The 21,264-nt window shown below is 68.9% G+C and carries 20 protein-coding genes; 10 read left to right on the top strand and 10 right to left on the bottom strand.

From position 1 onward, the window contains the following. Positions 1–10 precede the first annotated feature (10 nt). The 3 genes from ACQHI0_RS05900 to ACQHI0_RS05890 are packed head-to-tail and all read right to left on the bottom strand — an operon-like array spanning position 11 to position 3,555. Entirely contained in the window at positions 11–652 is a 642-nt protein-coding gene (locus ACQHI0_RS05900) for a bifunctional 4-hydroxy-2-oxoglutarate aldolase/2-dehydro-3-deoxy-phosphogluconate aldolase (protein ID WP_427906905.1), read from the bottom strand. Beyond that, positions 649–2,262 carry an N-acyl-D-amino-acid deacylase family protein gene (locus ACQHI0_RS05895; RefSeq protein ID WP_427906904.1) on the bottom strand — a complete coding sequence of 538 codons (1,614 nt, stop codon included), beginning with the start codon at positions 2,260–2,262 and terminating at the stop codon, positions 649–651. The genes ACQHI0_RS05900 and ACQHI0_RS05895 overlap by 4 nt, the downstream gene beginning before the upstream one ends. A 9-nt stretch (positions 2,263–2,271) precedes the next feature. Further along, positions 2,272–3,555: an amino acid deaminase gene (locus ACQHI0_RS05890; protein ID WP_427909093.1), complete on the bottom strand. Its 1,284-nt coding sequence runs from the start codon at positions 3,553–3,555 to the stop codon at positions 2,272–2,274. Positions 3,556–3,713: 158 nt separating this feature from the next. Here ACQHI0_RS05890 and ACQHI0_RS05885 point away from each other — a divergent pair, with 158 nt between their 5' ends. From ACQHI0_RS05885 to ACQHI0_RS05865, 5 genes are all read left to right on the top strand, one after another. Then, complete coding sequence (locus ACQHI0_RS05885) at positions 3,714–4,748, top strand: sugar kinase (protein WP_427906903.1); 1,035 nt, start codon at positions 3,714–3,716, stop codon at positions 4,746–4,748. Next, entirely contained in the window at positions 4,745–5,515 is a 771-nt protein-coding gene (locus ACQHI0_RS05880; protein ID WP_427906902.1) for an IclR family transcriptional regulator, read from the top strand. Before ACQHI0_RS05885 ends, ACQHI0_RS05880 begins: the two co-directional genes overlap by 4 nt. A gap of 5 nt (positions 5,516–5,520) precedes the next feature. Beyond that, a complete protein-coding gene (locus ACQHI0_RS05875) occupies positions 5,521–5,928 on the top strand; it encodes a RidA family protein (protein ID WP_427906901.1) in 408 nt (135 codons plus the stop codon). A gap of 106 nt (positions 5,929–6,034) precedes the next feature. After that, the gene (locus ACQHI0_RS05870; RefSeq protein ID WP_427906900.1) at positions 6,035–6,202 is read left to right on the top strand and encodes a hypothetical protein; all 168 of its coding nucleotides are present in this window, start codon (positions 6,035–6,037) and stop codon (positions 6,200–6,202) included. Positions 6,203–6,423: 221 nt separating this feature from the next. Beyond that, positions 6,424–6,897, top strand: coding sequence for a cupin domain-containing protein (locus ACQHI0_RS05865; RefSeq protein ID WP_427906899.1), 474 nt, complete (start codon positions 6,424–6,426; stop codon positions 6,895–6,897). A 191-nt stretch (positions 6,898–7,088) separates the two neighbouring features. Here the strand turns inward: ACQHI0_RS05865 and ppc are convergent, their stop codons facing one another. The 3 genes from ppc to ACQHI0_RS05850 all read right to left on the bottom strand — a co-directional run bounded on the left by ppc (position 7,089) and on the right by ACQHI0_RS05850 (position 11,648). Next, entirely contained in the window at positions 7,089–9,860 is a 2,772-nt protein-coding gene (gene ppc / locus ACQHI0_RS05860; protein WP_427906898.1) for a phosphoenolpyruvate carboxylase, read from the bottom strand. Positions 9,861–9,927: 67 nt separating this feature from the next. Beyond that, a complete protein-coding gene (locus ACQHI0_RS05855) occupies positions 9,928–10,485 on the bottom strand; it encodes a sugar O-acetyltransferase (RefSeq protein ID WP_427906897.1) in 558 nt (185 codons plus the stop codon). Positions 10,486–10,580: 95 nt separating this feature from the next. Continuing rightward, entirely contained in the window at positions 10,581–11,648 is a 1,068-nt protein-coding gene (locus ACQHI0_RS05850; RefSeq protein ID WP_427906896.1) for an ABC transporter substrate-binding protein, read from the bottom strand. An 83-nt stretch (positions 11,649–11,731) separates the two neighbouring features. Between ACQHI0_RS05850 and ACQHI0_RS05845 the strand changes: the two genes are divergently transcribed. The 5 genes from ACQHI0_RS05845 (at position 11,732) to ACQHI0_RS05825 (ending at position 16,758) form a co-directional block, all read left to right on the top strand. Further along, a complete protein-coding gene (locus tag ACQHI0_RS05845) occupies positions 11,732–12,763 on the top strand; it encodes a FecCD family ABC transporter permease (RefSeq protein WP_427906895.1) in 1,032 nt (343 codons plus the stop codon). Next, on the top strand, positions 12,760–13,842 hold the full coding sequence (locus ACQHI0_RS05840) for a FecCD family ABC transporter permease (RefSeq protein ID WP_427906894.1): 1,083 nt from the start codon (positions 12,760–12,762) through the stop codon (positions 13,840–13,842). The genes ACQHI0_RS05845 and ACQHI0_RS05840 overlap by 4 nt, the downstream gene beginning before the upstream one ends. After that, the gene (locus ACQHI0_RS05835; protein WP_427906893.1) at positions 13,842–14,642 is read left to right on the top strand and encodes an ABC transporter ATP-binding protein; all 801 of its coding nucleotides are present in this window, start codon (positions 13,842–13,844) and stop codon (positions 14,640–14,642) included. Before ACQHI0_RS05840 ends, ACQHI0_RS05835 begins: the two co-directional genes overlap by 1 nt. 9 nt (positions 14,643–14,651) lie before the next feature. After that, positions 14,652–15,293: a TetR/AcrR family transcriptional regulator gene (locus ACQHI0_RS05830; RefSeq protein ID WP_427906892.1), complete on the top strand. Its 642-nt coding sequence runs from the start codon at positions 14,652–14,654 to the stop codon at positions 15,291–15,293. A gap of 79 nt (positions 15,294–15,372) precedes the next feature. Then, a complete protein-coding gene (locus ACQHI0_RS05825; protein ID WP_427906891.1) occupies positions 15,373–16,758 on the top strand; it encodes a lipase family protein in 1,386 nt (461 codons plus the stop codon). A gap of 65 nt (positions 16,759–16,823) precedes the next feature. On the opposite strand, the gene ACQHI0_RS05820 is transcribed toward ACQHI0_RS05825, so the two are convergent. Genes ACQHI0_RS05820 through ACQHI0_RS05805 form a run of 4 tightly spaced genes read right to left on the bottom strand, consistent with a single transcriptional unit; the run spans position 16,824 to position 21,006 of the window. Further along, positions 16,824–17,390, bottom strand: coding sequence for a GTP-binding protein (locus ACQHI0_RS05820; RefSeq protein ID WP_427906890.1), 567 nt, complete (start codon positions 17,388–17,390; stop codon positions 16,824–16,826). A 10-nt stretch (positions 17,391–17,400) separates the two neighbouring features. Beyond that, entirely contained in the window at positions 17,401–17,841 is a 441-nt protein-coding gene (locus tag ACQHI0_RS05815; RefSeq protein ID WP_427906889.1) for a DUF742 domain-containing protein, read from the bottom strand. Beyond that, the gene (locus ACQHI0_RS05810; protein WP_427906888.1) at positions 17,838–18,266 is read right to left on the bottom strand and encodes a roadblock/LC7 domain-containing protein; all 429 of its coding nucleotides are present in this window, start codon (positions 18,264–18,266) and stop codon (positions 17,838–17,840) included. Before ACQHI0_RS05810 ends, ACQHI0_RS05815 begins: the two co-directional genes overlap by 4 nt. Before the next feature lie 28 nt (positions 18,267–18,294). Then, the gene (locus tag ACQHI0_RS05805) at positions 18,295–21,006 is read right to left on the bottom strand and encodes a sensor histidine kinase (protein ID WP_427906887.1); all 2,712 of its coding nucleotides are present in this window, start codon (positions 21,004–21,006) and stop codon (positions 18,295–18,297) included. Between the last annotated feature and the right edge of the window lie 258 nt (positions 21,007–21,264).

The raw sequence follows: 21,264 nt of genomic DNA, 5'->3' as shown, positions 1-21,264 counted from the left end.
GGAAAACCTCTCAATCAAGCGAATGGACGAAGTGCGCGGCTTTGGAGCCGATGTGGGACCAGCGCGCGGCCTCGACGTCGGTCGGGGCGACCACTTCGGTGCCCGCGGTGACGGCGATCGCGCCCGCTCGGAGAAAATCGCGGGCGTTGTGCGAATTCACGCCGCCGGAGGGGATCAGGAACATGTGCGGGAACGGCCCGAGCAGATCCTTGAAGTACTGCGGGCCGAGCGCGCGCGCCGGGAAGATCTTGACCGCCGCGGCCCCCATCTCCGCCGCGGCGAGGACTTCCGACGGGGTGAAGGCGCCCATGATCACCGGAACACTGTGTGCCGCAGCGACTTCGGCGACCTCTGGGCGCAGCGCGGGTGTCACCAGGAACCGGGCGCCGACCTCGATGGCGGCTTCGGCCTGCTCGCGGGTGGTGACGGTGCCGACGCCGATCACAGCATCGGTGGCAGCGGTCGCCTTGCTGATCGCGTCGAGCACACCGAGGGTGGTGAAGGTCAGTTCGACCGCCCGCAGACCGGCGCCCGCGAGCGCCGAGGCCAGCGCGGCCGGGTCGGGGATCGCGGGGGCGCGGACCACCGTGAGGGCGCGGTCCGCGCGAATCACGTCCATGGCCTCCGACGACGAGCTGAGCATCGGGTTCATCGGGTTTGCTCCTTCGTGGTGTCCAAGCGCAGGGCGCGACCGGCGCGCGCTCCGGTCGCGGTGCCGTCCTCCAGCGCGAATTCGCCGTTGACCAGCACGTGCTGGATGCCACGGGCCTGCTGTTGGGGGTGGTCGAATGTTGCCGTGTCGTGGATCGTCGTCGGATCGAAGACGACGAGGTCGGCGGCGTAGCCGGGCCGGATCAGGCCACGTTCGGCCAGTCGCAGCCGGGCGGCCGGACGGCCGGTGAGGTGGTGCACGCAGTCCTCCAGTTCGAGAACGCCCAGCTCCCGGACATAGCGCGCGAGGTAGCGCGGGAAGGTGCCCCAGGCACGCGGGTGCGGTCGGGCGCCCACGAGCAGACCGTCGCTGCCGCCCATGTGGCCGGGGTCGACCATGATGGCGCGCACGTTCTCCTCGTGGCCGACGTGCTGCAGGATCGTGGTGGCGAGCTGATCGCGGCGCAGCAGGTCGAAGAACACTTCCGCCGGGGCGATGCCGCGTTCGGCGGCGAGCTCGGCCACCGTGCGGCCCACCGTGTCCGACAGCGCGTCGTCGCCGACCCCGCTGATCTGGATGGTCTCCCATTCGACGGTGACGCCGTGGCAGCCGTCGGACCCGTTGACGTCGACATCTTCGGTGATCCTGGCGCGCTCGGCCGGATCGTCGAGGCGGGCCAGTGCGGCGTCGGGACCGCCCGACATCGCCCAACTGGGCAGCAGCGCGGACAGGGTGGTCGAGCCGGGTAGGTACGGGTAGGTGTCGAGGGTGATGTCGCAACCGTCGGTCCGGGCCTGGGCGATCATCGCGAGGAATTCGGGTGCGCGGCCGCGGTTCACGCCGAAGTTCATGGTGGCGTGGGTCAGGTGCAGTGCGCACCCGGTGGCCTTCGCCAGACCGATCATCTCCGCGTAGGCCTCGAGCGCGCCTGCACCATAGGAGCGGGTGTGCGGTGCGTAGAAGCCGCCATAGGACGCGACCACGGCGCACAGCGCGGCGAGTTCGCCGGTGTCGGCGTACATTCCGGGCGTGTAGGTGAGACCGCTCGACATGCCGACGGCGCCCTGTTCGAACCCCTCCGACAGCAGCGCGCACATCCGGTCGATCTCGGCGGCGGTGGCCACCCGCTGCTCGCTGCCGACGACGAGCATGCGCAGGGTGCCCTGCGGTACCAGGTAGGCGGCATTGGGCGTGATGCCCTGGTCGAGGCGGTCAAGGTATTGCGCGACGGTGCGCCAGCTGAAGTCGAAGTCGGCCGGGTTGCCGTTCCAGCCCGCGATCTGCTTGCGCACCACCGCGAGGGCGGCGTCGTCGATGGGTGCGTAGGACAGGCCGTCCTGGCCGATCACCTCGGTGGTGACACCCTGGGTGATCTTCGGGAAATGGTCGGGGTGGGTGAGCAGGTAGAGGTCGGAGTGCGCGTGCATGTCGATGAACCCGGGCGTGAGGACCGACCCCGGTTGCACCGCAACGACTCTCGCGTCGGACTCGACGGTGCCTGGAGGTGCGATCTCGGTGATGCGGCCGTCGCGGACCACGACGTCGCCGCGGGTTCGTGGGGCGCCGGTGCCGTCGATGATATCGATGTCACGAAAGAGCAAGTGCGTCATGGTCATCCGTCAGAAGTAGGTGCGGATCAGGTCGACCACGCGCGGGTCGGTCGCGTCGGCGCTGTCGATCACGGGGATGCGGCGCCACTTGTCGAACGCGGTGCAGGGATGGGAGAGACCGAGGCGCACGACCGAGCCGACCGGGAGATCGCCTGCATCGGCACCGGGCATCCGCAGGAAGGTGTGCTGGTCGTTCAGCGCGGTGACCACGGCGTTCGGCGGGAGCGCGCCACCGAGGGCGAGTTGGGGTACCGGCAGACCTTCGTCGAAGGGGAAGTCGCGTTTGCCGCCGTCGAGCAGGGCGAGTTCCGGCTCGGGCCGGGAGACCACCCGGGCCCAGCCGTGCATGGCCGAACGAAGGCCGGGATCCTTCGCGGGCGCGGCGAGCGGGGAAATGCCCGCGTAGAAGCCGTCGTCGTGGACGACGTAGGCGCCGCTGCGCAGCACCACGGTGGTCGCCACACTGCTGGAACCAGCAAGTCCGGCGAGTTCCTCGACGACGAGTTCGGGATAGGCGCTGCCACCCGCGGTGAGGACCGCCGGACCCGAATAGGCGCCCGCCGCACCGAGTTCGGTGTGCAACGCGGCCAATTCACCGAGGTAGCCGCGCACCGCCGCGACACCCTCGGTGCTGCGATCGTGAGCCAGTGCGCCCTCGTACCCCGCGACACCGGCCAGGCTCAGACGCTCACTCGCGCCGATCGCCGCGGCGACCGCATGCGCTTCGGTACGGGTGCGGGCGCCGGTCCGGCCGTGCGGTCCACCCAGCTCGACCAGCACTCGCACCCGCGGACCCGCGGCGGTCTCGCGCAGGATCTTGTCCATCAGTTCCACGGTGGCGACGCCGTCGGCCCAGCAGTAGAACTCGAAGTCGGCGCCGCGCGCCGATTCCGCCGCGGCCCACGCCAATCCGACCGGATCGACCAGGGTGTTGGCGAGCATGATCCGGCCGACCCCGAACGAGCGCGCGAGCTGCGCCTGCCACGCGGTGGCCAGGGTGATCCCCCACGACCCGGCTACGAGCTGCTCGCGCCACAGCTGCGGTGCCATTGTCGTCTTGCCGTGCGGGGCGAGCGCGACACCCGCCGCGGCGGTCCACTCGGCCATGAGGTCACGGTTCGCGTCGAGCCTGCCGCGATCGAGGGTGAGCAACGGCGTCTGCCACTGATCGAGTCGCGGTGCGCCGGCGAGATATTCGCGCACGGTGCTCCCCCACGCCGCGGGCGGCGCGCTCTTGTCACGGGGTCCGAGCAACTCGTCGGCGAGGGCGTCCACGACGTCGTTGTCGATGATCACAGCATCCCTTTCTTCTCGACCGAACCCGGATTGGCGGGCCGATCAGTTATATCGACTAAACATTGCACGATATGCAACGGCGGTTGCGCTGAATGTTTCTGCTCGTTATTGTGCATCCAGAAGGCAGTGACCGCAAGCACGAAAGGGCGAATAAGGTGACCCAGGCAACAACCACTCAGCCCAGGGCGGTCACCGTGGGCGAGGGATTGGCCGTGCTGATCGCGGGCGCGGGGCCGCTGGAACAGTCCGCGCAGTTCGATCGCGGGGCGGGCGGCGCGGAGGCCAATGTGGCCGTGGTGCTCGCCCAACTCGGCGTCTCGGCGGCCTGGCTGTCACGGGTCGGCGACGACGGATTCGGGCGGTACCTGGTCGCCGAACTCAGCGCGCAGGGGGTCGATGTCACAGCAGTCGCGGTCGATCCGGCGCGGCCCACCGGCCTCTACGTCAAGGAGCGTGGCGCGGGCTCCGGCGCGGCCAACGACCTGGGTGCCGAGACCAGCCGCATGCACTACTACCGCACGGGTTCGGCGGCCAGCGCGCTGTCCCCGGCCGACCTCGGGGCACAAGCCGCCTTGCTCGACGGCGCCGATCTCGTGCACTTCACCGGTATCACCCCGGCACTCTCGGGATCGGCGAGCGAACTCACCCGCGCGCTGCTCGCGCGGCCACGGCACGGGATGGTCAGCTTCGACCTGAATTACCGTCCGGCAGTGTGGGGTTCGCGCATCGACGAGGCCGCCGACCAGCTCGACGCACATATCCGGAGCGCGGATGTGGTGTTCCTCGGCGCCGACGAGGCCGAGGAGATCTTCGGCACCGGCGACCCGGCCGCCTTGCGCGCCTTGTTCCCCGAGCCCGCTCAGCTGATCGTCAAGAACGACAAGCACACGGTCACCGGCTTCGAGGGCGCGTCCTCGATCGACGTGCCCGCGCTGACCCTCGAGATCACCGAACGCATCGGCGCCGGTGACGCCTTCGCCGGCGGTTACCTCGCCGCCCTCCTGCACGGCGCCGACCTGCGCACCAGGCTCAGATACGGCCACTTGTGCGCCGCGGCGGCGCTGACCGCCACCGGCGATTCGGCGAAACTGCCGCCGCCCCAGGATATTCAACGCCTCGCGATGCTCGCGGACGCAACCTGGGCCACTCTGCGCTACCCGGCGGCGCTGGATGAAACGATCAGCGCATGAGTCAAAGCGTGTCGCGGGCCCTGTCCATTCTCATCGCCCTCGGCGAGAACTCGCAGTCGCTCGACGAGCTCGCCGTCCGGCTCGGCGTCCACAAGTCGACGGTGCTGCGCCTGCTGCAGACCATGCAGGCCGATCGGTTTGTCGTGCGCGACAACGCGCACCGCTATTCGCTGGGCACCCGGATGTTCGAATTGGCAAGTCGCGCACTGGAGAACCGTGATGTACGCACCGTCGCCCGCCCGCACCTGAGCGCGCTGGGCGCGGCCACCGGGCAGACCGTACACCTGGCCGCCTACGAATCCGGCGACGCCGTCTACATCGACAAGGTCGACGCCGAGCAGGCCGTGCGGATGTACTCGCGCATCGGCAGGCCGGCACCGCTGCACTGCACCGCGGTCGGCAAGGTGCTCGTCGCCGCCCTGCCACGCGGCGAATGGGCCGCGGTGGCAGCACGATTGGACTACCACCCCTTCACCACCCGCACCCTGCGCACCCCCGAGCAGTACCTGGCCGAGTTGAAACTCGTTGCCGCGCAGGGTTTCGCCGAAGACCACGAGGAACACGAGAGCTTCGTCAACTGCATCGGCGTCGGCGTGCGCGACGGAATCGGTTCCGTGGTCGCCGCCGTGTCGGTCTCGGTTCCCGATGTACTGCTCGACCATGATCAGGTGCTGGCACTGTTGCCGCAGGTCAGGGCGACGGCCGACGCTATCTCCACCGAACTCGGCTGGGACCCCCGCCGAGACGTCACCGCGAGGAAAGGCTGAACCACATGTCCGACAAGACCGCCGTGCGCACCTCCGACGCCCCGGCGCCCGCCCACACCTTCTCCCAGGGCGTGCGCAAGGGCCCGTTCGTCCAGGTTTCCGGCCAGGGCCCGGTGGATCCCGAGACCAGCGAGTACCTGCACCAGGGCGATGTCGCCGCCCAGACCACCCGCACCCTGATGAACGTCAAGGCGATCATCGACGCCTCCGGCGCCACCTTCGACGATGTGATGATGCTGCGCGTCTACCTCACCAAGCGCGAGGACTTCGCGATCATGAACGAGGCGTACGGCGAGTTCGTCACCAAGCACACCAGCAACGGCGTGCTGCCCGCACGCACCACCGTATTCACCGGCCTGCCGCGCGCGGAGATGCTGGTGGAGATCGACGCGATCGCCGTCGTCACCGCCTGAACCCGCACGATTCCCGCCATGTCGTAGACGTCGTCGGCCCGTGCGTGTTGAGATGGGGACACCCCCGCACGGGGGTGTTCGCCCCGTCCTACCCGAGGATCAGCCTATGTTCGCCACGTTCGCCCGCCCGCTCGCCGTCGCCGCCCTCGCCCTTTCCGTGACCGCGATCGGCGCCGGAACCGCATCGGCCGCCCCCGCGCAGCCGGTCGTCGGCTCGGTGTCGATCTGCACCGGCATCCCGATCGGGCCGTTCACCGTCAGCGTCTGCCTGTAGCCGGCGACTCGAGTTCGCCCGGCCGGCGGTGAGGATCCGCCACGTGTCGCGGCGCGACTCGAACCCGGCCGCACCGGTCGGCACATCGGGGATGCGGGTGTTGGCGTTGTACACGATCCGGCGGACCCGGCCGCGGCTGCGGCCGCGGCCACGTTCGCCGCGAACTCAGCGACCGCGGAGGTGTAGTCCAACGGAGCGGTGTACACGACGACATCGGCGCCTTGCTGCCCGACCGGTCGCCCGGTGCGTCCGGGGTACTCACGCTCGGTGACGCCACGGCGAACCCGGTGGGTCGAATGCTGTGCGCGGGTCTGGATTACGACCCCACCGCAGAACAACTCCTGTACCGGCTACTGCCCGATGTCCTGATCGTGCGAGCGCATCAGCTGGCAGGCCAGCAGTTGCTCCAGCACCTCCTCGCGGGAATTCTCGACGAATCCGACAGCCCGGGAGCCGGCGCAGAGACAGTGCGACTGCGCGCTTTCGAGCTGGCCTCCGTGCTCGGGCTGCGACTTGCGCTCGCCACCACCGACACCGGGCTCGGGCGGGCGATCCGCAATCCCAGACTGGCCCCGGCCCTGGTGGCGATCAACACTCACTTCGAGCAGTCATGGACCGTGCCGACACTCGCCGGCCTGAGCGGCATGTCCGAATCGACGTTTCACCCGCGAGTTCACCGCCACGGTAGGCACTAGCCCCGCGGCCTATCTGCGCGCCCGCAGACTGCTGGAACCAAGCGCCTCCTGGCGGAGACGACGCTGCCGCTCGAGCAGATATCGGAGGCTGTCGGCTACAGCAGTACCGTCGGCCTGCATCAGGCTTTCGTTCGCGAATGCCGGGTGACGCCGGGCGCGACTGCGGTCGGCGCGGTGACCGTGCGGGCGAGCTAGCCCGAGTTACGCAAGGCGGTGGCCAGGCCGTTCATGGTGAGCAGGATGCCCCGTTTCACCAGTTCGGCATCGTCACCGCCGCGCAGCCGGGCCAGCAGGTCGACCTGGAGCTGGTTCAGCGGCTCCAGGTAGGGGAAGCGGTTGTGGATCGACTCGGCCAGTGACGGGTTGTCGCTGAGGAGTTCGGTGTGGCCGGTGACTGCCAGGTACATGCGGATGGTGCGGGCGTGTTCGTCGGCGATCATGGCGAAGATGTTCGCGCGCAGGGTTTCGTCGGTGACGAGTTCGGCGTAGCGGGCGGCGATGTCGAGGTCGCTCTTGGCCATCACCTGAGCCAGGTTCGACAGCACGGTGTTGAAGAACGGCCAGCGCTGGTAGAGGTCGGTGAGACGGGCGAGGCGGGCCGGGTCGTCGCCGACCCAGTCTTCGAGTGCGGTGCCGGTGCCGTACCAACCGGGCAGCATGACTCTGGCCTGGCTCCAGGCCATCACCCAGGGGATGGCGCGCAGGTCAGAGACCGAATTGGTGGGTTTGCGGGAGGCGGGGCGGCTGCCGATATTGAGGTCGCCGACCTCGGCGACCGGGGTGGATTCGCGGAAGTACTCGACGAAGCCGGGGGTGTCGTGCACCAGGTTCGCGTAGGCGGCGCGAGCGCGGGCGGCGAGGTCGTCGAGAAGTTCATACGCCGGTTCGGCGTCGTCGCCGAGGCCCTCCACGTCGAGTAGCGTCGATTCCAGCGTGCCCGCGATCAGCGATTCCAGATTGCGATGTGCCGCACCGGATTCGGAGTACTTCGCGGCGATCACCTCGCCCTGCTCGGTCAGCCGCAGCGAACCTCGCACCGCGCCCGCGGGCTGGGCCAGGATGGCGTCGTAGCTGCGGCCGCCGCCGCGACCGACGGTGCCGCCGCGACCGTGGAACAGCCGCAACCGGATGCCCGCTTTCCCGGCCACCTCCACCAGATCGAGTTCCGCGCGGTAGAGCGCCCAGTTCGCGGCGAGATACCCGCCGTCCTTGTTGGAATCGGAGTAGCCGAGCATGACTTCCTGGCGCATGCCCGCCGCCTCGACCAGCTCGCGATACACCGGAACCTCCAGTACCGCGGCCAGAGTCGACGCACCGGCGCTCAGATCCTCGATGGTTTCGAACAGCGGGACGATGCCGACGGGACAGCTCGGCGCGGTGTCGGCGGTGCCGGGGTCGAGGATGCCTGCTTCCTTCAGCAGCAAGGCCGCTTCGAGCATGTCACTGACCGACGTGCACATGCTGATGATGTAGTTCGGGATGGCGGCCGCGCCGAAGGTATCGATGACCTCCTTGGCGGCACCGAGGACGCCGAGTTCCTTGGTCGCGAGCTCGCTCAGCTGGGCGTTGGGGCCGAGAAGTGGTCGGCGCGTGCGCAATTCAGCGGCGAGCAACTCGACACGTCCGGCTTCGGACAAGCTCGGGTAGTCGGCGTGCACACCCGACCACGCCAGCAGTTCGGTGACCACCTGTTCGTGTACCTCGGAGTTCTGGCGCATATCCAGGCCCTGGAGGTGGAAGCCGAAGGTTTCGATGGCGTGGCGCAGGGCGGCCAGGCGGTCGTCGGCGAGCAGTCCGTCGCCGCTGGCGCGCATGGATTCGTCGAGCGCGTCGAGGTCGTCCAGGACGGATTGGGGTGTCGGATACGGGGCGGCTTCGTCATCGAGGCCGTGCTCGGGCAGTTCGCCGAGTGCGAGCTCGGCGGTGGCGCTGAGGCGGGCCCGAATCGCGTGCAGCGCACGGCGGTACGGCTCATCGGCGAACAGGCCGGGGTCGGGATAACCGGCTGCCGCGAGCTCCGCGACCCGGGGCGTCACCTGCACCAGTCGAGCCGATTGCGACAGGGTCTTCTCGAGTTCGACCAGCTCTTCGAGGTACCGGCCGAAGGCGTACGCGGCGGCCTGTTCGGCGGCGGTGTGCACGACTTCCGCGGTGACGAACGGGTTTCCGTCGCGATCGCCGCCGATCCACGAGCCGGGGCGCAGAATCGGGCGCGGCAGGAGATCTTCGGCGGGCCAGCGGGCCCGCAGCGCCGCACGCACCTGCGCGTTGATCGCGGGGATCACGTCGTAGAGAGTGAGGTCGTAGTAGCGCAGGCCGACGGAGATCTCGTCCTGGATCCGCAAGCGCGCCAACCGGATCAGCGCCGTGCGCCACAGCGTGAGCACTTCGCGGCGGATCCGCAGTTCGGATTCGTCGAGGCCGGGCTCGCCGGGTTCGAGGCGGCGGCGCACCCGCATCAGCTCGGTGATCTTGGACTGCACGTCGAAGACGGTGCGTCTGCGGGTCTCGGTCGGGTGCGCGGTGATCACCGGGGACACGAGTGCGTCGGTGAGCAGATCGGCCACCGTCGAGCCGTCGAGACCGGCCGCGTCGAGCTTGTCGTAGGTGGCCTCCAAGGAGGAGTCCTGTGGTGGCTCGCCCGCCGCCACGTGCACCGCACGGCGTCGATCGCGCTGGATGTCCTCGGCCAGATTGGCCAGCAGCACGAAGTAGCTGAACGCCCGGATCAGCGGAATCGCGACCTCGGTGGGGGTGCCGTCGAGCATGTCGGCGACGGCGCTGCGCTCAACCTCCTCGCGGCGCACCCGGAACGCCTCGATGCGGACGCGCTCGATCAGATCGAACACCTCGGGACCCTCGTGGTCGCGGATGGTGTCGCCCAGGATGCCGCCGAGGAAGCGGATGTCCTCGCGCAGCGGCCTGGTTGCTTCGGGTTCCATCTCGATTCGCGATTCGCCCATGGTCAGACAGTATGGCCGCGGACCCGCGGGCGCGACCCGACACCGCGCCCCGCATGTCGCACGCGACCTAGAGTTGCCTGATCACCCGCGCCGGATTGCCCGCCGCGAAGACCCGATCCGGCAGATCACGGGTCACCACACTGCCCGCGCCGACCACCACGTCGTCCCCGATGGTCACGCCGGGGCACACGATCACGCCGCCGCCGAACCAGGCGTTGTTCCCGATCCGGATCGGTGCGGCGGATTCCCAACGCTGCCTGCGCTTTTCGTGATCGTCCATCGGATGCAGCGCGGTGAGCAGCTGACACCGGGGCCCGATCGAACAATCGTCCCCGATGGTGATCGACGCGCAGTCGAGCAGGATCGCGTCGTAGTTGAGAAAACTGTTGGCACCGATCTCGATCAGATACCCGTAATCGCACTGGAAGCGCGGCATGATCCACGACCCCTCCCCCAGTTTGCCGAGGAGATCACCGAGCACCTCGGTCCGCCGACCGGTCTCGTCGGGCCCGGTGCGATTGAACTCATCGCACAACCGTTGCGCCCGTTGCCGTTCGGCCACGAGCTCTGGATCGTTGTCCTTGTACAGCTCCCCCGCCAGCATCCGCTGCTTCTGTTCGCCCATCTCGCCGAGTGTAGGGCCGCCGACCGGAGTCGCGCGTTCGCTGCTGTCCGCCCGCCTCGCCGAGGATGGGGGCGGGCGAACAGGCAGCGGTCGGCCTACTTCGCCGGGTCGACCTGGAAGGTCTTGGCGATGTCGTCGAGGACCGAGTGGGCGCCGGTGAGGCCGACGGAGGTCAGCCAGACCAGGTCGTCGACCGGAGTTACCTTGCCGCGCAGCTGGTTCCACAGCGGGTTGGCCTCGGCGGCCGCCTTGCGCTGGGTGGCGGCGTCTTCACCGTTGCTGGTGAGGAAGACGTAGTCGGCGTCGGCGTCGAGGAGACGCTCGGGGCTCAGCGTGATCGAGAAGTCGTTCTTCGGGTCGGTGGACTTGTCCGGCTGGTTCAGGCCGGTGTCGGCGAAGATGTCGCCGACGAAGCTCACCCGCTGCATCAGCCGGTCTTCCTTGGGCAGGAAGCGCAGCAGCGACACGGTGGGCGCGGTGCCGCCGTTCTTCTCCTTGATCGCCGCGCCGATCTTGGCGGCGCGGTCCTGGTACGCGGCGAGCTTGGCCTTGGCGAGATTCTCCTTGTCGACCGCCTTGGCGAGCAGCAGGAGGTTTTCCTTCCAGGTGGCGCCGGTGGTCTGACTGAACACGACCGGGACCGTGCCTGAACCGAGCTTGATGCCCTTGAACTGCTCGTACTGCTTCTCGTGGCGCACCTTCGCCGACACGATCAGGTCCGGGCGAGCGCCGGCCAGCTTCTCGATATCGGGGGTCTGCAGGTTGCCGATGTTCACCGCGCGGCCCCCGCAGGTCTGGGCCGAGGCACCGAGGAACGCGGGCAGCTTCTCGCCCATGGACTGGTACGTCGTGTACGCGACCAGTTCGGTGTTCAGCACCAGGGCGGCGTCGACGAACGTCTGGTCCAGGGCCGCGACCCGGACCGGGCGGGTGGTGATGGTTGCCGGGTCGACCACGGTGCCGACATCGGTACCCGCCGCGTCCTTGACCGCGCCCTTCTCGATGGTGCGCGGGTAGGCACCGCCGTCGAGGTTGCTCGCGGTATCGCAATCGCTGCCCGCGGCGCCGGTGGTTGCCCGGTCCTGGCCACACGCGGACAGACTCAGTACGGCTGCGGCGACTACCGCGGCGGCGGCGAGCCGGCGGCTCAGAGGGGTATTCATCGACGTCTCCCGAGTGATTCAGATGTTCGTAGGGTTGCTAACCTAGCGAAGCCTTACCTAATTACCAACTACGAAGAGGGATAGTGACCGCACCGCCGCCCGGAGCCGTGTTCGCCAACACGCGGTCTCGCCGGTTGCTACTCATCGCCGGATTATCGGCCGCGATGCTCGCAGCCGTCCTGCTCAGCTTGGCCATCGGCTCCAAATTCATTGCCCCCCTAGATGTTTTGCAGGCGCTCGGCGGCACGACCGACACCGAGACCGGCGCGATCGTCAACGGTCTCCGTCTGCCGCGCACCCTGCTGGGGATCCTCGCCGGGCTCGCGCTCGGCGTCGCGGGGGCCGTGATCCAGGGTCACACCAGAAACCCGCTCGCGGACCCGGCACTGCTCGGCATCACCCAGGGCGCGGCACTCGGCATCGTCCTGGCGGTGATGGTCGGCGGCATCTCCAGCCTGTTCGGCTATGTGTGGTTCGGCTTCGCCGGTGCGCTGATCGCCACCATCACCGTGTTCGTCATCGGCACGACAGGGCGCGGCGGTCCCACCCCGGTGACCCTGGCCCTGGCCGGCGCCGCCGTCAGCTACCTGCTGCAGGGCCTGATCTCGGCGGTGGTGCTGTTCGACACCGATGTCACCGACATCTACCGCTTCTGGAAGGCCGGTTCGCTGGTCGGGTCCAATCTCGATCTGCTCGGCAAGGCGGCACCGTTCGTCGCGGTCGGGATCGCGCTCGCCCTGGCCAATACCTCCGCGCTCAACGCGCTCAGCCTCGGCGAGGACACTGCCCGCGCACTCGGTCATCGCGTGACCCTGGCTCGCACCGTCGGCATCGGCTCGATCGTGCTGCTCACCGGTGCGGTCGTGGCGATCGCCGGACCGCTTGGCTTCGTCGGCCTCGTCGTTCCGCACCTGGCGCGCGGCATCACCGGACCCGATTACCGCTGGCTCGTCCCCGTCGCCGGACTGCTCGGTGTGGTCATGGTGCTGGTCGCCGACATCGCGGGCCGGCTGGTGCTGGACAAGGGCGAACTGCCCGCGGGCATCATGCTCGCCTTCGTCGGCGTCCCGTTCTTCATCGTGTTGGTCCGCCGCCGGAAGCTGGTGAGCATATGAGTACCGTCCGGGCGGTCCGGCTGGGGCCGGTGTCCTGGCAGCTGCGCATGCGCACGACGGCGGTCCTGTTGCTCGGCGTCGCGATCCTCGGCGCCACGAGTTGTGTCGCGCTGGCGCTGGGCACCTACACGATGCCCGACGGCGGCGCGGTCACGCCGTTCGACGTGCTCGCGGTGCTCACCGGTGGTGGTGACGACGGTCTCGCCTACGTGGTGTGGGATCTGCGGCTGCCCCGGATTCTCACCGGCGCGCTGGTCGGCGCGGCCCTCGCGCTGTCCGGCGCGATCACCCAGGGCATCGCGCGAAACCCGCTGTCCAGTCCCGATATTCTCGGCGTCACCGCCGGGTCGAGCGTCGCCGCTGTCGCGGTGATCGCCCTGTCCGGCAGCCGCGGCCAGATCAGTGGCGCCGTGGCCGAGATCGGGGTGCCCGTCGCGTCCATGCTCGGCGGATTGCTCGCGGCGCTCGGCGTTTTCGTGCTGGCCTGGCGCGGCGGGATCGAAGGCTATCGACTCGTACTCGTCGGCCTCGGCGCCGGTTCACTGCTCTCCAGCGTGACCTTCTGGCTACTCAGCGTCGGCGAGGTCGATATCGCGACGCGGGCGGTGACCTGGCTGACCGGCAGCCTCAACGGCAGCGGCTGGATCCAGGTGACACCGGTGGCGATCGCCCTCGCCGTCCTGGTTCCGGTGGTCCTCGCGGGCACCCATCTACTCGGCGCCCTGCACTTCGGTGACGACACCGCCCGCTCGCTCGGCGTGCGCCTCAACGCCGCCCGCCTGACACTGCTGGTACTGGCCGTGCTGCTCGCCGGCGTCGCCACGGCCTCGGCGGGCGCCATCATCTTCATCGCGCTCGCGGTACCGCAGGTGGCGCTGCGGCTCACCGGTTCGGCGCAACCACCGCTGCTCACCTCGGCGATGCTCGGCGCGGCCTTCACCGTCACCGCCGATCTCGTCGCCCGCACGCTGCTCCCCGCGGGCGAACTCCCCGTCGGGGTGATCACCGCCGTGCTCGGCGCGCCCTATCTGATCTATCTGTTGATGCGGCGCAATCGTGCCGGGAAAGCGGGCGTGTGATGACCGTTCGGCTGCAAGCCAGCGACTTGACCCTCGGCTACGGACCGACCACTGTCGTGGACGGGCTCGACCTGGACGTCACCGGCGGCACCATCACCGCGGTGATCGGACCCAACGGGTGCGGAAAATCCACGCTGCTGCGCGCGATGGCCCGGCTGATGCGCCCCGCGGGCGGTCATGTCCACCTCGACGGCAAACGCATCGACCGGATGTCGACCAAGGAAGTGGCGCGCGTGCTCGGCATCCTGCCCCAATCACCGCTCGCCCCCGAAGGTCTCACCGTCAGCGATCTGGTCGCCCGCGGGAGGCACCCGCACCAGCGCTGGTACCGCCAGTGGTCACAGGACGACGAGTCCGCCATCACCGAGGCACTGACCTGGACCGACATGGTCGAGTTCGCCGACCGCTCGCTCGACGAACTGTCCGGCGGGCAACGCCAGCGCGCCTGGATCTCGATGGCGCTGGCCCAGAACACCGACTTGCTCCTGCTCGACGAACCCACCACCTTCCTCGATCTCGCGCACCAGATCGAGGTGCTCGACCTGGTCCGGCGCCTCCACGCCGAAGCGGACCGGACGGTGGTGATGGTGCTGCACGATCTGAACCTCGCCGCGCGCTACGCCCATCGACTGGTCGCGATGCGAGCGGGCCGCGTGGTTGCCGCCGGAACGCCCGCCGAAGTCCTCACCGAAGACGTGGTGGCGGAGGTGTTCGGGCTACGCGCGAAGGTGATCGAGGACCCGGTCACCGGCACCCCGCTGGTGGTCCCGATCGGACCCGTGGACGCCACGACCTCGTAGGGTCATGGGGTGACATCTGCACGGACCCGACACAACTACACCGGCACCTCGGTCGCCGAGCGACAGGTCGAGCGCCGGGCACTGTTCATCGACGCGGGGCTGACCGTTTTCGCGGAGAAATCCTATGCCAACAGTTCGCTGACCGACGTGTGCGCGGCGGCGGGGTTGTCGCGCAGGCAGTTCTACGAGCAGTTCGCCGGGCGCGAGGAATTGCTCGTCGCGGTGTACGACTTCGTGCAGGACAAAGCCGGGGCTGCGGTGGCCGCGGCGCTGGCGGCGGCGGAGTCCGACGAGCTGCGCACGCTCATCGATGCGGCAGTGCGGGCCTATGCGAAGGCGATCACCGACGACATCCGGTGTGCCAAAGTCGCGTTCGTCGACATCGTCGGCGTGAGTCCCGAGATCGAGGCGTACCGGGCGCAGGTCAGGGACCGGTGGGGCGAGGTGGTCACCGCGATCGCCGCCGGGCGCGACGGCGTGCGGATGCCGCCCGGCGGCTGGCGGGTACCGATGGCGGCGTTCATCGGCGCCGTGAACGGTGCGGTGCACCAGTGGAGCCTCGACGACCCGCGTCCGCCCGTCGACGAGCTGGTAGAGGTCTTCTCCACCATCCTGAACGCCCTGATTTCGGCGGGAACTCCCGCCGGGTGATTGCGATCCACACCACACCCGTGTCATAGTTGCCGCTATTGAGACGAAGGAGTCTCAATTCATGTGAGGACTGTGCGCGATGAGATCTCCCTTCGTTCGACGATGGCTCGCCCTTGCCACCGGTTTGCTCGCGGCCGCGACGGTTGTGACAGCCGGGCCCGCTCCGGCCGAGCCGGCGGCGCCCGCACCCGCACCGGTGATTCCGTTGCCACCGGAACTGGATCCGGGCTTCTACCTGCCACCCGCCGACGTGGTGGCGGCGACGGAGCCGGGTGCGATCATCGCGGTCCGGCAGGTTCGGGTCGCCGATTTCGGGCTGCTGCCGATCGATGTGGACGCGTGGCAGGTGTCGTATCGCTCCAACAACAGCCGCGACGAGGCGATCCCCGCGGTCGCCACCGTGATCAAGCCGCGCGGGCAGGCGCCGTCGCCGCGCAAACTGCTGTCGGTGCAGCTGGCCGAGGACTCGACCGCCGGGTACTGCGCGCCTTCTTATGCGCTACAGCACCTTTCGGTCGCCCCGTTGGCGGGCCAGATCGTGGTGCCCGCCGAATTCCTGTTCGCACAGGCCGCGTTGTCGCAGGGTTGGGCCGTGGTGGTCCCGGATCATCAGGGTCCGTATTCGGCCTACGCGGCCGGGCCGTTGGCGGGCCGGATCACCCTGGACGGCATTCGCGCGGCCACCGGGTTCGCACCGCTCGAGGTGGGCGCGAACGGGCCGGTCGGGCTCTACGGCTACTCCGGCGGTTCCATCGCGACCGGCCACGCCGCCGAACTGCACGCCTCCTACGCACCCGAACTGAACATCGTGGGTGCCGCCGAAGGTGGCGTCGGTGCGGATCTCGGTGCGGCACTGCAGATGTCGAACAATCAGCTCACCTCCGGTCTCGTGTTCGCCGCCGTCCTCGGACTCACCCGCGAGTACCCCGATTTCGCCGCCTACCTCGATCAGCGGCTCGACCCGCTCGGCAAGGCGCTGTTCGCGATCAAATCGCCGCTGTGCGTGCAGTATCAGTCGGCGCTGCTGCCCTTCCTCAACCTGACCGGCATGATCGGCTCCGACGGCAATCCCCTGGATGATCCGCCGGTCGCCACCATGATCGCCGACACCCGCATGGGCAAGTCGGTACCCGGCATGCCGTTGTTCGTCTGGCATTCCGCGTGGGACGAGATCCTGCCCCTCGCCGCCACCGACACCCTGGTCGACACCTACTGCCGCGATCCGAACACCTCACTCACCTACACCCGCGACCACGCCAGCGAGCACATCGTCGCGGAAGTGGTCGGCGGCCCGGCCGCCCTGCTCTGGCTGCGCGACCGCCTCGACGGCGTCCCGGCCCCCGCCGGCTGCACCATCTCCGACGCGGGCACCATGGCCGCCACCCCGGGCGCCCTCGGCTTCCTCGGCGACGCACTCTCCGCGAAGTTCGCGTCCCTCTTCGGAATGCCGCTCGGCAGCCGCTGACGATTGCCCAGCGGTAGAACGAGACCGCGGCCCGCGCGAACGCTGCGCGCGGGCACCGGGGACGGTCAGCTCACCTCCCGGTGACGGGGTTGGACGCGGTGCAGCAGGACCTGTTCGAGGAGGGCGACCAGGACGTCGCGGACGGAGTCGCGGTTGCGGGCGTCGCAGTCCAGGACCGGGATCCAGTCGTCGAGGCCGAGGGCTTCACGAACTTCACCGAGGTCGAAGTGGGTAGCGTCGGCGAAGCGGTTGACCACTACGACGAAGGGGGTGTGGTGTTCTTCGAAGTAGTCCAGGACGGGGTAGCAGTCCTCGACGCGGCCGGTGTCGACGACGATGACCGCGCCGAGGGCGCCGTCGACCAGGTCGTCCCAGAGGAACACGAAGCGGTCCTGGCCGGGGGTGCCGAAGAGGTAGAGGATCAGGGATTGGTCGAGGGTGATCCGGCCGAAGTCCAAAGCCACTGTGGTGGCGGTCTTTTCGGCGCGGCGGCCGGGGTCGTCGATGCCGATGGAGACTTCGGTCATCGAGGCCTCGGTGACCAGCGGTTCGATTTCGGAGATGGCGCCGATGAAGGTGGTCTTACCGACGCCGAAGCCGCCGCTGACCACGATCTTCACCGAGGACGGCATAGCTGGTGCCTCACAGTGCGCGGACAAGGTCGCGGATCCTCTCGATGGCGGCGGTCGACAGTTCCGGCGCGTCACGGACGGTGACATGCCCCGCCGCTGCCAGATCGCTGACGATCACCTTGGCGATACCGATCGGAACCCGCAGGGCGGCACCGATTTCGGCGATGGAGTGCGGTGTCAGGCACAGCTGGACAACGGTGCGCTCCTCGAACCGCAGCGGTGCCGACAGCGCGGAAGGCGGTGCCTGGACGAGGGTTTCCATGCGCAGGCCGTCCAGAACCGGAACGGTGCGGCCCGCGGTGACCACGAACGGACGAACGAAACGGTCGGCGGCATCGTCGTGGCCGGAAAGGGTCACCGGAATCGGCGGGACGGGACCACGCCATCCCGTCGGCTGGTTCATCGGGATCATGCGCGGGTCGGGCAACCGTGGGAGATCGGGATCTCTCATCTGCGCAACGACTCTCGCAGTTCGCTGATCAGCAACGGGTCGAGCAGCGACCCGGCACGTTCGGCGAGGATGGCCATCTCGTAGCCGACCAGACCGACATCGCAGCCACCGTCGGCGATCACACCGAGGCAGCTGCCGTCGCCCAGCGCCGAGACAAGCAGGAACCCGCGCTTCATCTCGATCATGATCAGCTCGAGACCGTCGAAATCGTAACTGCGCGAAGCACTCCGGGCGAGACTGGACAGCCCCGACACCATCGCGGCGAGCCGGTCGGCGCCGGCGCGGTCGAGCCCGTCCGACATCGCGATCAGGAGCCCATCGGAGGAGACGGCGACGGTGTCGCGCACGCCGTCGGTATTGCGGACGAAATTGCCGAGCAGCCAGTTGAAGGTGTGCGGATCGGCGGTCGGAAGGTGGGTGGTCACCGGGTCTCCTGGTGTCTTGTCCGATCGGTCAGCGGGTGGGATCAATAGGTGTGGAAGTGGATTCGGTCTCGCCGCGCTGGTGGCCGGTGCGGAACGAGGCGAGCATGCTTCGGGTCTGGTCGGGGGTCCGTTCGACGATCGCGGGCCGGTCCTGCCGCAGGGCCGGATCGCGACGTGGCCGCTCCGGCGCACCGGTGATCTTGGTGCGCTTGCTGCGTTTGACGAGGCCGTTGCGGGTGCGTTCGACGGCGGGGGTGCCGAGGGATTCCACGGCGGGTAGTTCACGTGATCGCGGTACCCGCGAGCCGTTGTGGCCTCGCGCCGCTCCACCGGAGCGTTCCGGGTTTGCCGCGCCGTGGTGTTCCTCGGCCGATGTACCGTCGCGGACCGCACCGTTGCGCGGCGGGTACACGGAATCGGTTGTGCTGCTGAGGAACTGCGCGTAGGCCGAGCCGTTCACCGACACCTGACCACTGCCGTCAGGGTGGGAATCGCCGTCAGTGCCCCTGCTCGAGCCGGATTCCGCACTTCGGGTGTGCCGGGATCGACCATCGGCATCGGCCGGCCGCGGTGTGCCGCCGCCGCGGATGGACGAGCCGACCGGCCGACTGCCTGCCCACTCCGAACCTGGCTCGACCCCGTCATGTCGCGGCATCTCCGGCCCGACCGTGGCGCCGTTGCGCGCAGGCACGAGCGAGTAGTCCACGACGGCGGCGCCGTCGTGCGCGAGGGAAGCCGAGGCCGGACTCACGTCGTCCCCGGAGCCGCGGACCCCAACGTTTCTCGAATCCGTTGCCTGCCTGGACTTTTCGTCAGCGAGGAGCGCCGGCGGAAGGAGCAGGCGGGCCACGATGCCACTGACCGGTGACGTGTTCAGTTCCACGTCGATGCCCAGACGGCCCGCCAACCGACCGACCACATAGTGGCCCAGGTAGCGGGTGGAGGCCACGATGAAGTCCTGTTCGCCGCGCAGCCGGGCGTTGGCTTCGGCGAGTTGCTCGGCGGGCATACCGACGCCGTGGTCGACGACAGCGAGCAGGTAGCCACCCGCGACCTTGCGGCCGTACACCTCGACCTCGAGATCGGGCGGGGAGAAAGCCAGCCCGTTCTCGATGAGTTCGGCCAGGATGTGCGCGATTTCGCTGACGACGGCGCCGGTCACCGCGATGTCGTCGATCCGGCGTAGCACCACCCGCCGATAGTCGTCGACCTCGGACAGCCCGGCCCGGATCACGTCGGTGAGCGCGATCGGCTCGGCCCACCGGCGCGGGCTCGCCTCGCCGACGAGCACCAGCAGACTTTCGGCGTTTCGCCGCATGCGGGTGGCGAGATGGTCGAGTTCGAACAGATTCGACAGCGCCTTCGGGTCGAGTTCCTCCCGCTCGAACTCGCTGATCAATCCCAGCTGACGGCGCACCAGGTTCTGATTGCGCCGCGCCAGGTTCGCCATCGATTCGGTGGTGTTGCGCCGCACCAGCGCCTGTTCGGAGGCGAGGTCGAACGCGGTGGTCTGCACGCGATCCAAAGCACCTGCGACAGCGGCGATCTCGACACTGGCGCCGGACGGGGTACGAACCGGGGCGGGCGGATCGGGTTGGGCGTCGGCGCCACTGTGCCAGGCCGCGATCACCTCGGGCAGGCGGGTGGAGGCGACGTCGTCGGCCTCGGTGGCCAGGCGCGCCAGCGGGCGGACGATGGCCCTGATGCTGGCGATGACCAGCGCGAATTCGGCGGCGATCGCGAGCAGCGCGGCCAGCGCGAATCCGGCAAGTAGCAGCGCGGCGTCGCGGCGGAGTTTCTCGGCGCGCGCGCCGACATCGTCGCCGATCACCTGCTGCACGACGCGCTGCTCGTCGATGACGGCGGTCATCTGCGCCCACCACACGGCCGGGTCGACCGGCGCGACCAGCGGTCCCAGCGTCGAGGCGATCGCGACGTTCTCCGATGCGGTCGCCCGCGTGGCATTCTCGCTCGCCAGCACCGCGTCGAGTCGAGCCTGCTGGGCGGGGGTCGCGTCGTGGCCGAACGCGGTGAGCGCGGCATTGCGGGCGGCGCGGATGTCGAGGAACTGCACGTACTCCCCCGGCGCGAACTCCCCGGCGGCGAAGACACCGTTGAGGAAGCCGCGCTCGCGGGCGGCGAATTCCTTCGCGTCGCCGAGGGCGTAGAGCGCTTGCAGGCCGTGCCGGACGGCCGGGTCGCGGGCCTGGTCGAGACCGAGTGAGAGACGGTTCAGCGCGTCGATGCCGTCGGTGTAGAACTGGAACGCCGCCTGCCGGGTGACATTGCGATTGTCGATCTGCGAGCGGATCGCGGGCATCCCCGCCAGATGACCCAGCGCCGACCGCACCTCGTCGGCACCGGGCGGACCACCTGCGACCGCGTTCACCAGCGCGCGCAGGGCGGCGTCGGCGTCCGCGCGCTGGTCGGTGACGGGCTGACGCAGACGTTGATCACCGCCGAGCAGTCCGTTGCTCAGGCCGCGCTCGCGCTGCACCTGCTGCACGAGGTCTTGCGCGGCCAGTGCGACCGCCACGGCGTCCACGGTCTCACCGCTGCGGTGGTAGGCGCCGACCTGTGTCGACATGGTCAGCCCCAGCAGCGCGAGCACCAGAACCAGCGACACCACCAAGATCCTGGCGAGCTGCCCGGAAATGGTGCGCGGCCGGATCAACCCGGCGCCGGCCACCCCGTGGTCGGTTCGGGTTCCGGTCGGGTTCGGCCGGGAACGTGCACGCACACCTGCTCCTTTGCAATGCCACCGCAACGTCATTCGCGGTGACCCACGGAAAGTCAGGTGCAAACTTGCACGCCGCGCGCGACGCGGTCAATTCGGAACGGTGTAAAGCAGCTATTCGTGCGCTGATCTAAACATGCCGGAAATGCAACAGGCTTTGTGTAGCCGAATGCTCACACCCGAACCGGCCGCGAGTTGGCCAGCCGGTTCACTGCCGGATACATACCGCCGCTCAGAGAGCGTGACCTGCAACACATTTGA

Source organism: Nocardia sp. FBN12, from assembly GCF_050320175.1.
Classification (GTDB): domain Bacteria; phylum Actinomycetota; class Actinomycetes; order Mycobacteriales; family Mycobacteriaceae; genus Nocardia.
Note: the sequence above shows the minus strand (reverse complement) of the source record. Positions and strands in the feature narration are given on the sequence as shown.

What these genes read in the sequence shown, in the direction of transcription:
- ACQHI0_RS05900 (WP_427906905.1), bottom strand. Translation starts at nt 652, where the DNA reads ATGAACCCGATGCTCAGCTCGTCGTCGGAGGCCATGGACGTGATTCGC.
- ACQHI0_RS05895 (WP_427906904.1), bottom strand. Translation starts at nt 2,262, where the DNA reads ATGACGCACTTGCTCTTTCGTGACATCGATATCATCGACGGCACCGGC.
- ACQHI0_RS05880 (WP_427906902.1), top strand. Translation starts at nt 4,745, where the DNA reads ATGAGTCAAAGCGTGTCGCGGGCCCTGTCCATTCTCATCGCCCTCGGC.
- ACQHI0_RS05875 (WP_427906901.1), top strand. Translation starts at nt 5,521, where the DNA reads ATGTCCGACAAGACCGCCGTGCGCACCTCCGACGCCCCGGCGCCCGCC.
- ACQHI0_RS05870 (WP_427906900.1), top strand. Translation starts at nt 6,035, where the DNA reads ATGTTCGCCACGTTCGCCCGCCCGCTCGCCGTCGCCGCCCTCGCCCTT.
- ppc (WP_427906898.1), bottom strand. Translation starts at nt 9,860, where the DNA reads ATGGGCGAATCGCGAATCGAGATGGAACCCGAAGCAACCAGGCCGCTG.
- ACQHI0_RS05855 (WP_427906897.1), bottom strand. Translation starts at nt 10,485, where the DNA reads ATGGGCGAACAGAAGCAGCGGATGCTGGCGGGGGAGCTGTACAAGGAC.
- ACQHI0_RS05850 (WP_427906896.1), bottom strand. Translation starts at nt 11,648, where the DNA reads ATGAATACCCCTCTGAGCCGCCGGCTCGCCGCCGCCGCGGTAGTCGCC.
- ACQHI0_RS05840 (WP_427906894.1), top strand. Translation starts at nt 12,760, where the DNA reads ATGAGTACCGTCCGGGCGGTCCGGCTGGGGCCGGTGTCCTGGCAGCTG.
- ACQHI0_RS05835 (WP_427906893.1), top strand. Translation starts at nt 13,842, where the DNA reads ATGACCGTTCGGCTGCAAGCCAGCGACTTGACCCTCGGCTACGGACCG.
- ACQHI0_RS05825 (WP_427906891.1), top strand. Translation starts at nt 15,373, where the DNA reads ATGAGATCTCCCTTCGTTCGACGATGGCTCGCCCTTGCCACCGGTTTG.
- ACQHI0_RS05820 (WP_427906890.1), bottom strand. Translation starts at nt 17,390, where the DNA reads ATGCCGTCCTCGGTGAAGATCGTGGTCAGCGGCGGCTTCGGCGTCGGT.
- ACQHI0_RS05815 (WP_427906889.1), bottom strand. Translation starts at nt 17,841, where the DNA reads ATGAGAGATCCCGATCTCCCACGGTTGCCCGACCCGCGCATGATCCCG.